7 protein-coding genes and 2 pseudogenes are annotated in these 15,320 nt (G+C 42.0%); 2 read left to right on the forward strand and 7 right to left on the reverse strand.

Features of this window, described 5'->3' with window-relative positions:
* Positions 1 to 163, reverse strand: a 163-nt coding sequence (locus tag BACFIN_RS21880) for an ISAs1 family transposase (protein ID WP_007755638.1), incomplete at its 3' end; no start/stop codon positions are given.
* Between the two features lie 569 nt (positions 164 to 732).
* Between BACFIN_RS21880 and BACFIN_RS20895 the strand changes: the two are divergent.
* Positions 733 to 1,590 (forward strand): annotated as a pseudogene (locus BACFIN_RS20895) (PD-(D/E)XK nuclease family transposase).
* A 102-nt stretch (positions 1,591 to 1,692) separates the two neighbouring features.
* Here the strand turns inward: BACFIN_RS20895 and BACFIN_RS06270 are convergent.
* The 3 genes from BACFIN_RS06270 to rpsO all read right to left on the reverse strand — a co-directional run bounded on the left by BACFIN_RS06270 (position 1,693) and on the right by rpsO (position 4,413).
* Entirely contained in the window at positions 1,693 to 3,342 is a 1,650-nt protein-coding gene (locus BACFIN_RS06270) for an AMP-binding protein (protein ID WP_007755643.1), read from the reverse strand.
* 47 nt (positions 3,343 to 3,389) lie between these two features.
* A complete protein-coding gene (locus tag BACFIN_RS06265; RefSeq protein WP_007755644.1) occupies positions 3,390 to 3,965 on the reverse strand; it encodes a helix-turn-helix domain-containing protein in 576 nt (191 codons plus the stop codon).
* 178 nt (positions 3,966 to 4,143) lie between these two features.
* Complete coding sequence (gene rpsO, locus BACFIN_RS0220060) at positions 4,144 to 4,413, reverse strand: 30S ribosomal protein S15 (RefSeq protein WP_007763600.1); 270 nt, start codon at positions 4,411 to 4,413, stop codon at positions 4,144 to 4,146.
* A gap of 156 nt (positions 4,414 to 4,569) precedes the next feature.
* On the opposite strand from rpsO, the gene typA reads away from it, so the two are divergent.
* Positions 4,570 to 6,369, forward strand: coding sequence for a translational GTPase TypA (gene typA / locus BACFIN_RS06260; protein WP_007755649.1), 1,800 nt, complete (start codon positions 4,570 to 4,572; stop codon positions 6,367 to 6,369).
* A 244-nt stretch (positions 6,370 to 6,613) separates the two neighbouring features.
* On the opposite strand, the pseudogene BACFIN_RS23360 reads toward typA, so the two are convergent.
* The 3 genes and pseudogenes from BACFIN_RS23360 to rpoB all read right to left on the reverse strand — a co-directional run.
* Positions 6,614 to 6,805 (reverse strand): annotated as a pseudogene (locus BACFIN_RS23360) (glycosyl hydrolase family 95 catalytic domain-containing protein); the annotation flags it as partial.
* Positions 6,806 to 7,079: 274 nt separating this feature from the next.
* Positions 7,080 to 11,363, reverse strand: coding sequence for a DNA-directed RNA polymerase subunit beta' (rpoC, locus tag BACFIN_RS06250; RefSeq protein WP_007755654.1), 4,284 nt, complete (start codon positions 11,361 to 11,363; stop codon positions 7,080 to 7,082).
* Positions 11,364 to 11,483: 120 nt separating this feature from the next.
* The gene (gene rpoB / locus BACFIN_RS06245) at positions 11,484 to 15,296 is read right to left on the reverse strand and encodes a DNA-directed RNA polymerase subunit beta (protein WP_007755656.1); all 3,813 of its coding nucleotides are present in this window, start codon (positions 15,294 to 15,296) and stop codon (positions 11,484 to 11,486) included.
* Positions 15,297 to 15,320: the final 24 nt, after the last annotated feature.

A 15,320-nucleotide genomic window follows, 5' to 3' on the forward strand; every position in this document is an offset into this window, starting at 1 on the left:
AAATTTTCGCATTGCCAAATTCCTCAATCTCATTCCAGGATTGGGCGCCACAGATTACAGCAGCAATGGATATATAGATAATGGTTTCCATTTTATGTACTTTTTTACGGTTCATCCTAGGATCTTCTATTGGTTTACAAAGGTCAATTATGCCAATTTTCATGTTAGTTTATGTTTTAATATATCTTATAAAGATAAGAAAAACAATCGACATAAACAAATAGTAATATACTAATAAACAATAATATAACAAAGGAAGAGCAAAGGAGAATATAGTAAAAAATATAATGCGTCTGCCCTGATCATATCTATGATAACAACTTATCTCAATAATGATAAATACTTATCACATATATGACATACAATTATCATATATGTGATAAGTAAAACACAAAGAATAAAAAGATTGGGATTGACCAAGAAAAACGAAAGCTGACTGCCAAAAACAAACAAAATACCTTTAATAATCTCAAAAGAAAAAACAGCAATTTACAACAATAATCTCTGAAAGACAAGTGAAGGACCTGTCCTTCACCCGCTAACACCAATGAATAAAGCGTTATGAAGGAAAGGTGAAGCTTAATTCAATAGCCAACAGTCATTATAATAAGCCATCCAAACCTGTAAACAGATGCAGTATAGGATAACAGCAATAAGGATTTTGTTTTTGAGTGGAAAAGTAATAAAGTCTGAAAAAAATCGTAACTTTGCAATAATCAAAAAAGATAGGATATGGAGCAGCAGGACAGATATATACGGTTTGACTGAGCCGTAAAATGCCTTCTCCGTCAAAAAGCGAATTTCGACGTACTCGAGGGATTCTTAACGGTCCTTTTGGGTGAAGAAGTGAAAATCATAGAACTGCTGGAAAGCGAAAGTAATCAGCAAAGCGTAGATGACAAGTTCAATCCGTGGATATCAAAGCCAAAAACAGCAAAGGCGAAATCATCATAGTAGAGATTCAAAATACGCGTGAGTTGTATTACTTGGAACGTATCCTTTACGGTGTCGCCAAAGCAATCACAGAACACATTTCTCTTGGCGAACGCTACTACGAAGTGAAAAAGATTTATTCCATTAGCATTCTGTACTTCGACATCGGAAAAGGAAATGATTATTTATATCATGGACAGAATAGCTTCACTGGAGTACACACCGGAGATCGCTTGAAGTAACAACAAAAGAAAAGGACGCTCTCGTCCATAAACTTCCTGCAGGGATTTTCCCAGAGTACTTCCTAATCCGCGTAAACGAGTTCAATAAAGTAGCAGTCACTCCTTTAGAGGAATGGATTGAGTACCTAAAAACCGGCTGTATCCGTTCTGACACCCAGGCTCCCGGTTTGACAGAAGCTCGTAAAAAACTGATTTATTATAATATGTCTCCTGCAGAACGCTATGCTTATGACGAACACCTGAGTGCCATCATGATACAAAATGACGTGTGGATGGAGTAAAATTAGAAGGACGCATGGAAGGAAAAATGGAAGGGTGTATAGAAATAGCCCGAAATCTGAAATCAATGGGATTGGACACAGAGACAATCCAAAAAGCGACAGGATTATTACCGGAAGAAATTCAGAAGTTATAAATGAGCTCTAAGCATATAATTAAAGTAAGACTGTCTTCTTTTTGCCTATTAGAAGACAGTCTCTTTTTATACCTAAGAAAAGTAAAATTATTCATTCTTCATTTAAATAATCTCTATCCCCTTCTCCTTGCAAAGTTTCAAACCAAGATCTTTCAGTCTGAATTTCTGAATCTTGCCACTGCCCGTCATCGGAAATTCATCCACAAAGAAGATATATTTGGGGATTTTATAACGAGAGATTTTATTTCTGCAGAAGTCACGCACATCTTCTTCCTGCATTGTCACACCTTCTTTCAGAATGATAAATGCACCGACGGCCTCTCCGTATTTCTTTGACGGAACACCGGCTACCTGCACATCTTTCACTCCATCAAGTTTATAAAGAAACTCTTCGATTTCACGTGGATAAATGTTCTCTCCACCACGAATAATCATATCCTTGATACGCCCGGTAATCCGATAATTCCCATCTTCATCCTTAATGCCCAAGTCGCCCGAATGAAGGAAATTATTCTCATCAATAACTTCCGCCGTAGCTTCCGGATTCTTATAATATCCCTTCATGGTGTTATATCCACGATTACACATCTCACCCTGTACACCAACTGGACATTCCTCACCTGTCTCCGGATCAATCACCTTCACTTCCGTAAACTCAAAATCACGCCCTACCGTATTACAGCGCACATCAAATGAATCATCTATACGGGTAGCCGTCATACCGGGAGCCGCTTCCGTCAATCCATATACACTGGTCACCTTCATATACATTTTTTCTTCTACCTGCTTCATCAATTCGACAGGACACAACGAACCCGCCATAATACCGGTACGAAGACAGGACATATCAAAGAGGTCAAACATCGGGTGATGTAGTTCGGCAATAAACATAGTAGGTACTCCATAAAGAGCCGTACAACGTTCCTTGTGGATAGAAGCCAACACCACCAACGGGTCGAAACGCTCCACCATTACTTGTGTACAACCATGAGTCAGACAATTCATAGTAGCCAGCACAACTCCGAAACAATGGAATAACGGTACGCAACAACAAAGCTTGTCATCTGCCGTAAACTTCATGTGTTCACCGGTCAGGAATCCGTTATTGGTAATATTATAATGTGTCAACATCACTCCTTTCGGGAATCCGGTAGTACCTGACGTATATTGCATATTGACCACATCGTGGCAGTCAACCTTGCTTTTGAGCTCATTCAAACGGTCATCTTCCACATTCTCTCCCAACAAAAGAATCTCTGCCGTATTATACATTCCGCGATGTTTCTCCTGACCGACATATATTACATTCTTCATATACGGAAAACGCTCGCTCTTCAAATGATCACGTTCGCAAGTCTTCAATTCCGGAAGCATGGTATAAGTCATCTGTACGAAGTCGCTATCCTTCTCGCCATTTACAATACAAAGGGTATGCATATCCGAGTTCTGGCAAAGATATTCCAACTCGGATTGCTTATAGTTCGTATTTACCGTAACATATACCGCACCGATTTTGGCACAAGCATAAAGCAACGTCAGCCAATCCGGAACATTAGCCGCCCAAATGCCGACATGGGTTCCCCGTTCCACACCGATAGAAATAAGTCCTTTCGCCATATCATCCACACGGTGATTGAACTGGCTCCAAGTGAAACGGAGATTGCGGTCGGAATATACGATATATTCCTTATCAGGGGTCTCTTCAGCCCAGTGTTCCAGCCACTGGCCCAAAGTACGATCAAATAATTGCATGTAGTTAGTGATTAATTGATTAGTAATTAATGATTAACCGTATTTCGCTAAATTGGAGTGTAAATCACTGCCAGAATCTTAGCGGCCTGCCCCTCGTAGGCATGCACATGATGAGGAACAATGGAATCGTAATAAATGCTATCTCCCTCTTCCAGCAGATAGGTATTTTTACCATAACTGATTTCCATGATACCTTCCATCACCATAATAAACTCCTCTCCCTCATGAGAAGACAGCACAAAGTCGGTATCCTCAGTCGGCATTACGTCGATAATAAACGGCTCCATGTGGCGATCCGCTTTCGACTTCGACAAAGAATGATATTCCATGTGCTTGCGGGAATGAATCGCATTATTAGAGAAACTAATCGCATCTTTCGCTTCTTTCTTACGGCATACCACCGGACCTACTTCATCTTGGTCGTCAAGGAAAGTACCCAAACGCACTCCCAGCACGCGCGCAATCTTAATTAGCGGTGCAAGAGAAGGAATATCGATATTATTCTCGATACGTTCAATCTGTTCAATGGCCAGACCGGAACGTTGCGCCAGTTCTTCTATGGTTATTGTTTTATCTTCTCGCAGAGCTTTAATTTTTTCGCCGACAATTTTACTTGTATCCATATTGAAAGCATTTTAGATATCAAAGGTGATAATTTATAATAATTAAACTGCAAAAATAGCAAATTCTTTAGATGGACACAATTATAAGTGAGAAAATATGCTCATCAGCCCAAAAGAAGAAATAAAAAGCCGTTCCCTCTAACAAGGAACGGCTTTTCAATCTTTTCGCACAAGTAAATTACTTACGCAAACCGAGTTCTTTAACAATTGCACGATATCTTTCGATATCTTTTGCTTTCAGGTAGTCAAGCAAACGACGACGTTTACCTACCAACATTGTCAAAGCTCTCTCTGTACTATAATCTTTTCTGTTGAGCTTCATGTGCTCAGTCAGATGAGAAATACGGTAGGAAAACAAAGCTATCTGCGCCTCAGATGAGCCAGTATCAGTGTTAGACTTTCCGTACTTTCCGAAGATTTCTTGCTTTTTAGCAGCGTCTAAATACATAACTTTTAGAATTTTAATATAGTAAATTATTCTTTTGAGCGTGCAAAGATAGGTATTATCTTTATATCCCACAACGTTTTACAAGAAAAAATTGCTATCATTGCACATATTTCTAATCCTATTTTCGTACCTTTGCAGCCAAATAATAGGTATTATATGCAAAATATTCGAAACATTGCAATCATTGCCCATGTAGACCATGGGAAAACAACGCTGGTTGACAAGATGCTATTGGCGGGAAACTTGTTCCGCAACAACCAAAATAGTGGTGAACTTATACTGGACAACAACGATCTGGAACGTGAACGTGGTATAACGATTCTTTCTAAAAACGTTTCCATCAACTACAACGGTACCAAAATTAATATTATTGATACTCCGGGACATAGTGACTTCGGTGGTGAAGTAGAACGTGTGTTGAATATGGCCGATGGCTGTATTCTGTTGGTAGACGCCTTTGAAGGTCCCATGCCTCAAACCCGTTTCGTACTGCAAAAAGCATTGGAAATAGGTTTGAAACCCATTGTCGTAGTCAATAAGGTGGATAAGCCTAATTGTCGTCCGGAAGAGGTTTACGAAATGGTATTCGACTTGATGTTCAGTCTTAATGCGACGGAAGACCAGTTGGATTTCCCCGTTATCTACGGTTCTGCCAAAAACAACTGGATGAGTACCGACTGGCAAAAGCCAACCGATACAATCACCCCTCTGCTGGATTGTATCGTTGAAAACATTCCGGCTCCACAACAGTTGGAAGGTACTCCGCAGATGTTGATTACTTCTTTGGATTATTCTTCCTATACCGGCCGTATTGCCGTAGGCCGTGTACATCGCGGTACTTTAAAAGAAGGTATGAACGTAACGCTTGTAAAACGCAATGGCGATATGTTCAAGACTAAAATTAAGGAGCTTCATGTTTTCGAAGGTCTGGGCCGTGTGAAAACGACAGAAGTCTCATCGGGAGATATTTGCGCATTGGTAGGTATCGACGGATTTGAGATCGGAGATACTGTTTGCGACTTCGAAAATCCGGAAGCTTTGCCGCCAATCGCTATTGATGAACCGACCATGAGTATGTTGTTCACCATTAACGATTCTCCGTTCTTCGGCAAAGACGGTAAGTTTGTGACTTCACGTCATATCCACGACCGCTTGATGAAAGAACTAGATAAAAACTTGGCTCTTCGCGTAAAGAAAAGTGAGGAAGATGGTAAATGGATCGTTTCCGGACGTGGTGTACTTCACCTTTCCGTACTGATCGAGACGATGCGCCGCGAGGGATACGAACTCCAAGTGGGGCAGCCGCAAGTTATTTTCAAAGAGATTGACGGCGTCAAATGTGAACCGATTGAAGAATTGACTATCAACGTACCGGAAGAGTATTCAAGCAAGATCATTGATATGGTGACACGCCGTAAGGGTGAGATGGTCAAGATGGAAAATACCGGCGAACGTATCAATCTTGAGTTTGACATGCCCTCACGCGGTATCATCGGCTTACGAACGAATGTATTGACTGCTTCTGCCGGTGAAGCGATTATGGCTCACCGTTTCAAAGAATATCAGCCATTCAAAGGAGAGATAGAACGCCGTACCAACGGTTCCATGATCGCTATGGAAAGCGGAACAGCTTTTGCTTATGCAATTGACAAATTGCAGGATCGCGGCAAGTTCTTCATATTCCCGCAAGACGAAGTGTATGCCGGACAAGTGGTAGGCGAACATTCTCACGACAATGACCTGGTTATCAACGTTACCAAATCGAAGAAGTTGACGAATATGCGTGCTTCCGGTTCCGATGAAAAGGCACGTTTGATTCCTCCAGTTCAATTCTCTCTTGAAGAAGCATTGGAATATATCAAGGAGGATGAATATGTAGAAGTTACTCCGAAAGCAATGCGTATGCGTAAAGTAATTCTAGACGAGATAGAACGCAAACGTGCAAATAAGAGCTAATAAACAATATCTCAATACAGTAATCCCGACGAAACGATCAAAGTTTCGCCGGGATTTCATTTTCCGTACACTCAGAAAAGACTATACTCTCATTTTTCTTTCATCAATCCTTTAGCCACATCATATTTTAGCTGATAACTTTGCCCTTTTATGTTTTTAAAGGACAACATTTTATTCCCATACTTTATCACACAATTTCCTCCCGCACCGGAACGTACCGTGGCTCTTTCAACTGATTATTCTCCCATATCATATCAACCTCAAAATCCGCACTACTCTTGATCAGTTCATATCCTGTCTCTTTCAAAAAATTCAAATCCCTTGTATAGTCATAATATTCCCAGATATGAGTAGTCAACCAAGGGCCTGCCATCGGGTTGAAGTTCCAAGACATATTCTGACTTTCCAATGGCGTAGTGAAACCGAATATATTGCCCTTTGGTATAATCTGTTTCGCTCGCCAAAATACCAGAGACTAGAAATAAAGAATTGATAAACAAGAAACAGAACTTTTTCATGATTGTCGCATTATTATTCAAGGATTAATCAAATACCTATATACTTTGTACAAAAGTAATGAAAAAAACTCTATGTACAATCAGACTATCTGATACGTTTCCCTCCACAACCAATTACCTTCAAGATCAAAAAAAAGGAGCAACTACCTCATCAGGCAATCGCTCCTCCTTTATCTAGTCAATTGAATTGTATTATTCTACTTCATTGTAGTCGAGTACCGTTTTCTTGTTAGCCAAGATACGGTCATACTCTTCTTTTGAACCAACAATAAGTTTTTCAAATTCACGCTGGCCGGTACCTGCCGGAATCAAGTGACCGCAAATAACGTTCTCTTTCATACCCTCCAGTTTATCAACCTTGCCGTTAATAGCAGCCTCATTCAATACCTTCGTTGTTTCCTGGAAGGAAGCAGCCGACATAAAGCTTGAAGTCTGCAAAGCAGCACGTGTAATACCTTGAAGAATCTGAGTAGAAGTTGCGGCTACCGCATCACGAACCTCAACAGGTTTCAAGTCACGACGTTTCAGCATACTATTCTCATCACGCAACTTACGGGCAGTCACAATCTGACCGGCTTGCATATTCTGAGAATCACCTGCATCAACCACGACTTTCTTACCCCAGATACGATCGTTTTCTTCCATAAACTCAAGTTTATCTACAACCTGTTGTTCCAAGAAACGAGTATCACCCGGTTCGTCAATCTGTACCTTACGCATCATCTGACGCACGATAATCTCAAAATGCTTATCATTGATCTTCACACCTTGCAGACGGTATACATCCTGAACTTCATTCACGATATATTCCTGTACAGCCGTAGGACCTTTAATAGCCAAGATATCCGCCGGAGTAATAGCACCGTCAGACAACGGAGTACCTGCACGTACATAGTCATTTTCCTGTACAAGGATCTGCTTAGACAATGCTACTAAGTATTTCTTAACCTCACCAGTCTTAGAAGTTACGATAATCTCACGGTTACCACGCTTGATCTTACCCATTGTCACCTCACCGTCGATTTCAGAAACGACAGCAGGATTGGACGGGTTACGAGCTTCAAACAATTCAGTAACACGAGGAAGACCACCCGTGATATCACCCGCCTTACCTACGGCACGCGGAATCTTCACGATAACCTCACCGGCCTTCACTTTCTGACCATTTTCGATGATCACGTGACCACCTACCGGCAAGTTATAAGTACGAATCAGATCACCGTCTTCTGTCAAGATATGAGCCGAAGGTACTTTTGTCTTATCTTTGGATTCAATAATAATAATTTCACGAAGACCTGTAGCTTCATCCGATTCAACCTTATAAGTAACGTTTTCTATCACGCCCTCAAATTCGATCTTACCGGTTGCTTCAGTAATGATTACAGCGTTGAACGGGTCCCACTTAGCAATCATCTTGCCTTTTTCTACCAATTCACCATCGCCTACATACAGCGTTGAACCGTAAGGAACGTTATGAGTAGAAAGAACAATACCGGTATTTACATCTACAAAACGAACTTCAGCCAAACGACCTACTACCACTTTTGCAGATTCACCCATCTCATCTACAATATCTACCGTACGCAACTCTTCAAATTCAAGACGTGCATTGTTTTTAGCAATGATACTTGCATTAGCAGCGATATTGGCAGCAGTACCACCGGCGTGGAATGTACGCAATGTCAACTGTGTACCCGGCTCACCGATAGACTGAGCTGCGATTACACCGACAGCCTCACCCTTCTGAACCATGCGGCTCGTAGCCAAGTTACGTCCGTAACATTTAGCACAAACACCCTTCTTAGCCTCACAAGTCAGTACCGAGCGGATTTCAACACTTTCGATCGGAGAATCCTGAATCTTCTTGGCAATCTCTTCTGTAATTTCCTCACCACCGGCAACAAGCAGTTCTCCTGTTGTAGGATGAATAATATCATGTACGGAAACACGTCCCAAGATACGTTCGTACAGAGTAGCAATAACTTCATCGTTATTCTTAAGGTCTGTACAAACCAATCCACGAAGTGTACCGCAGTCTTCTTCTGTAATAATCACATCGTGTGATACGTCTACCAGACGACGAGTCAGATAACCGGCATCGGCAGTTTTCAAAGCGGTATCCGCCAAACCTTTACGAGCACCGTGGGTAGAGATAAAGTACTCCAACACCGAAAGTCCTTCTTTAAAGTTCGACAAGATCGGGTTCTCAATGATCTGACCACCTTCTGCACCTGCTTTCTGCGGTTTTGCCATCAAACCACGCATACCTGACAACTGACGAATCTGCTCTTTAGAACCACGGGCACCTGAGTCAAGCATCATATATACAGAGTTGAATCCCTGATCATCCGAAGAAATTGTCTTCATCAGGATATTAGACAACTCAGAGTTTACATGTGTCCAAATATCGATCACCTGATTGTAACGTTCGTTATTGGTAATGAAACCCATATTATAGTTGTTTACGACTTGTTCTACTTCGTCGTAACCTTTCTGCACCAAGGTCTCTTTTTCCTCCGGAATGATAATATCACCCAAGTTGAATGACAAACCACCCTTGAACGCCATCTGATAACCTAAGTTCTTGATTCCATCCAGGAAGTCGGCAGCCTTAGCCACACCACATACCTTGATTACATCACTAATAATATCACGAAGAGATTTCTTAGAGATGATTGTATTGATATAACCGGCTTCAGGCGGAACGATTTCATTAACAATCACACGTCCTACTGAAGTTTCGCGCATTACGTCTACAATGTTACCATTTTCATCAACGTCTTTCACGATAACTTTTACCGGAGCATGGATATCTACCTTACCTTCATTGTAAGCGATCAACGCCTCTTCCGGTCCGTAGAATGTCAAACCTTCACCTTTCGCACCGGCACGCAACTTAGTAATATAGTACAAACCAAGAACCATATCCTGTGCAGGCACAGTAATAGGCGCACCGTTTGCCGGGTTCAATATATTATGTGATTGAAGCATCAACATTTGTGCTTCCAGAATTGCTTCATTACTCAAAGGCAAGTGAACAGCCATCTGGTCACCGTCAAAGTCAGCGTTGAATGCCGTACATGCCAACGGGTGCAACTGGATAGCTTTACCTTCGATCATCTTAGGCTGGAAAGCCTGAATACCCAGACGGTGCAATGTCGGAGCACGGTTCAACAGTACCGGATGTCCTTTCATTACATGTTCCAGAATATCCCAAATCACCGGTTCCTTGCGGTCAACGATCTTCTTGGCAGACTTCACAGTCTTAACGATACCGCGCTCGATAAGTTTACGGATAATAAACGGCTTGTACAATTCGGCAGCCATCAATTTAGGAATACCGCATTCACCCATCTTCAATTCCGGACCAACAACAATTACCGAACGGGCAGAGTAGTCAACACGCTTACCCAGCAAGTTCTGACGGAAACGTCCTTGTTTACCTTTCAAACTGTCAGACAATGACTTCAACGGGCGATTGGCATCTGTCTTCACAGCACTTGACTTACGTGAGTTGTCGAACAAAGAATCTACAGATTCCTGAAGCATACGTTTTTCATTACGCAAGATCACTTCCGGAGCCTTGATTTCGATCAGTCGTTTCAGACGGTTATTACGGATAATCACACGACGATAAAGGTCATTCAAGTCAGAGGTAGCAAAACGGCCACCATCCAACGGAACCAACGGACGAAGTTCGGGCGGGATAACTGGTACGATACGTACAATCATCCATTCCGGTTTGTTACGTCCACGTGATGCACGGAACGATTCTACTACCTGAAGACGTTTCAAAGCTTCATTCTTACGTTGCTGTGAAGCATCGTTACCGGCACGGTGACGCAATTCGTAAGACAAAGCATCCAAATCCAGACGGGCCAGCAAATCATAGATAGCTTCAGCACCCATCTTTGCAACAAACTTGTTCGGATCAGTATCTTCAAGATATTGATTGTCTTTTGGAAGTGTATCCAGAATATCCAGATATTCTTCTTCAGAAAGCAAATCATATTCAGCTACACCGTCTTCAGCTTTTACACCCGGCTGAATAACAACGTAACGTTCGTAGTATATAATCGAATCCAGTTTCTTTGTCGGCAATCCGAGCAGATAACCGATTTTATTAGGGAGCGAACGGAAATACCAGATATGAGCCACCGGCACAACCAACTGGATATGTCCCATACGTTCACGGCGTACTTTCTTCTCAGTAACTTCCACACCACAACGGTCGCAGACGATACCTTTATAACGGATACGCTTGTATTTACCGCAATGACATTCATAATCCTTGATAGGACCGAAAATGCGCTCGCAAAACAAGCCATCACGTTCGGGTTTGTACGTACGGTAATTAATGGTTTCAGGCTTCAAAACTTCACCACTCGAATTCTCAAGGATTTCTTCCGGAGAAGCCAGACCAATTGAGATCTTCGAGAAATTACTTTTCGTCTTATTTTCTTTTCTAAAAGCCATACTCTATATTTAATTGAAAATGGAAAATTAAAAATTAAAAATTAAGAAACCGAAGAATGAAAACTGAAAACTAAAAACTCTCCATTTTCAGTTCTCAATTTTCAATTCCCAATTTATTAATTATTCCAAGTTGATACTCAAACCTAATCCTCTCAACTCGTGCAACAATACGTTCAAGGATTCCGGAATACCAGGTTGCGGCATCGGTTCACCTTTCACAATTGCTTCATAAGCTTTCGAACGTCCTACCACGTCATCAGACTTGATAGTAAGGATTTCCTGCAGGATATGAGCAGCACCAAAACCTTCGAGTGCCCAAACCTCCATTTCTCCGAAACGCTGACCACCGAACTGCGCTTTACCACCAAGAGGTTGCTGAGTAATCAATGAGTACGGACCGATAGAACGAGCATGCATCTTGTCTTCAACCATGTGGCCCAACTTCAACATATAAGTTACACCTACAGTTGCCGGCTGGTCAAATTGCTCACCTGTACCACCGTCACAAAGATACGTTTTACAGTAACGCGGCAGTCCTGCCTTGTCTGTCCATTCGTTCAGATCCTCCATTGTAGCACCATCGAAGATAGGAGTAGCAAATTTAACGCCCAATGTTTTTCCGGCACGTCCAAGTACAGCTTCAAAAATCTGACCGATATTCATACGAGAAGGCACACCCAACGGATTCAATACAATGTCGACCGGAGTACCATCTGCCAAGAACGGCATATCTTCCTGACGAACAACACGGGATACAATACCCTTGTTACCATGGCGACCTGCCATCTTATCACCCACACCGATCTTACGCTTCTTAGCAATATATACTTTTGCCATCTGGATAATACCAGCAGGAAGCTCATCACCAATGGTAATAGCAAACTTCTTACGCTTCAGTTCCGCATCCAGTTCTTTATATTTCTTGATGAAATTCATCACCAAGTCGCGAATCATACCGTTAGCATGCTCATCACTGGTCCAGTTACTCAACTGGATAGAAGTAAAGTCAAGTGAATCAAAATCAGATGCACTGAACTTCGCTCCCTTAGCAATCACTTCCGCCCCCAAGTAGTCTTTCACGCCCTGAGAAACCTTGCCTTCTGTCAAAGTCATCAGTTTCTTAACCAGAATGCGTTTCAAGTCTGCAACCTTAGATTCAAACTCATCATCAATCTTAGGCAACAGTGCCTTATCTGCCAACTTAGAGCTACGGTTCTTGATCACACGTGAGAACAATTTCTTATCGATAACAACGCCTTTCAGAGAAGGAGATGCCTTCAAAGAAGCGTCCTTCACATCACCGGCCTTATCACCAAAGATCGCACGAAGCAGTTTTTCTTCGGGAGAAGGATCAGATTCACCTTTCGGAGTAATCTTACCGATCATGATATCACCCGGCTCGATACGGGCACCGATTCTTACGATACCGTTTTCGTCCAAGTCCTTAGTTGCCTCTTCACTGACGTTCGGGATATCAGAAGTCAATTCTTCCATACCACGTTTCGTTTCACGAACTTCGAGAGAATATTCTTCTACGTGAACTGAAGTCAACAGGTCTTCACGTACAACGCGCTCGTTCAATACAATAGCATCCTCATAGTTATATCCCTTCCAAGGCATATAAGCCACCAACAGGTTCTTACCCAATGCCAGCTCACCCTTTTCTGTAGAATAACCTTCGGTCAGGATATCACCCTTTTTCACCCGTTGGCCCTTGTCGCAGATCGGACGCAAGTCAATCGTCATGTTCTGGTTAGTCTTACGGAACTTAGGTATTCTATATTCCTTCAAGGCAGGTTCGAAACTTACGAACTCTTCGTCTTCCGTACGGTCATACAAAATACGAATAGTAGTAGCATCCACGTAGTCAACAACACCATCTCCTTCTGCAGTAATCTGCGTACGGGAGTCTCTTACCAACTGACGTTCGATACCTGTACCTACAATCGGCGCTTCACTTCTCAACAAAGGAACTGCCTGGCGCATCATGTTAGATCCCATCAATGCACGGTTAGCATCATCATGTTCCAAGAACGGAATCAATGAAGCGGCAATAGAGGCAATCTGCTGAGGAGATACATCCATCAGGTTAACTTCAGACGGTTCAACAACCGGGAAGTCAGCATCCTGACGAGATTTAACTTTATTACGCACAAATGTACCGTCGTCATTCAACGGAGCATTACCCTGTGCAATAATCTTTTCTTCTTCTTCTTCGGCCGTCAGATAAACCAAACCGTTTTCAGAAAGATCCACTTTTCCATTTTCTACCTTACGGTAAGGAGTTTCAATAAATCCAAGATCATTAATCTTAGCGAATACACACAATGAAGAAATCAAACCGATGTTCGGACCTTCAGGAGTCTCAATCGGACAAAGACGACCATAATGTGTGTAGTGAACGTCACGAACCTCAAATCCGGCACGTTCACGGGAAAGACCACCGGGACCTAACGCAGACATACGGCGTTTATGCGTAATTTCAGCCAATGGGTTTGTCTGGTCCATAAACTGAGACAGTGCATTCGTTCCGAAGAATGAATTGATTACAGAAGAAATAGTCTTCGCATTAATCAAATCAATCGGAGTAAACACCTCATTATCACGAACGTTCATACGCTCACGAATCGTACGGGACATACGAGCCAAACCAACAGCAAACTGATTGGAAAGCTGTTCGCCTACTGTACGCACACGACGGTTACTCAAGTGATCAATATCATCTACATCTGCCTTTGAGTTAATCAACTCAATCAGATACTTAATGATTTCAATAATATCTTCCTTAGTGAGGACACGCACCTCCATATCAGTCGTCAGATTCAATTTCTTATTGATTCTGTAACGACCTACATCACCAAGGTCATATCGTTTTTCCGAGAAGAACAGGTTGTTGATAACTTCACGTGCACTTGCATCATCAGCCGGATCGGCATTACGCAACTGACGGTAGATATACAACACAGCCTCTTTTTCCGAGTTACTCGGGTCCTTCTGCAATGTATTATATATGATAGAATAATCGGACTGGTTCGGCTCATCCTTATGCAACAGAATGTTCTGAACTCCCGATTCAAGAATTTCATCAATATGCTCTTCTTCCAGTACGGTTTCACGGTCGATAATAACTTCGTTACGTTCGATAGAAACCACTTCACCGGTATCTTCATCAACGAAATCTTCAATCCATGTTTTCAAGACACGTGCAGCCAATTTACGGCCCAACACTTTCTTCAGATTTGTCTTGTTAACCTTCACGTCCTCCGCAAGGTTGAAAATCTCAAGGATATCTTTGTCATTCTCGAAGCCAATCGCACGTAACAAAGTAGTTACCGGCAATTTCTTCTTACGGTCGATGTATGCGTACATCACATTATTGATGTCAGTAGCAAACTCGATCCACGAACCCTTAAACGGAATAATACGAGCCGAATAAAGTTTCGTACCATTGGCATGTACACTCTGACCGAAGAACACACCCGGAGAACGGTGAAGCTGCGATACAACTACTCGTTCGGCGCCGTTGATAACGAAAGTAGCCTTATCAGTCATATAAGGAATAGGGCCGAGGAATACGTCCTGAATCACTGTATCAAAATCCTCGTGATCGGGATCGGTACAGTAAAGCTTAAGTTTCGCTTTCAAAGGAACACTATAAGTGAGCCCACGCTCTATACAATCATCGATGGTATAACGCGGCGGATCAATATAATAATCCAGAAACTCAAGAACAAAATTGTTTCTAGTATCGGCAATAGGGAAGTTTTCAGCAAATACTTTATACAATCCCTCATTCTTACGTTTTTCGGGCGGGGTATCTAATTGTAGAAAGTCTTGGAATGACTTCAATTGTACTTCCAGGAAATCCGGATATTCGAGCGGATTCTTAGTCGAAGCAAAATTAACTCTTTGATTTACAGTATTTGAAGACATCTATTAATGAATTTGGAGAACTTA

The sequence above is a fragment of the Bacteroides finegoldii DSM 17565 genome (assembly GCF_000156195.1).
In the GTDB taxonomy this organism is placed as follows: Bacteria; Bacteroidota; Bacteroidia; order Bacteroidales; family Bacteroidaceae; genus Bacteroides; species Bacteroides finegoldii.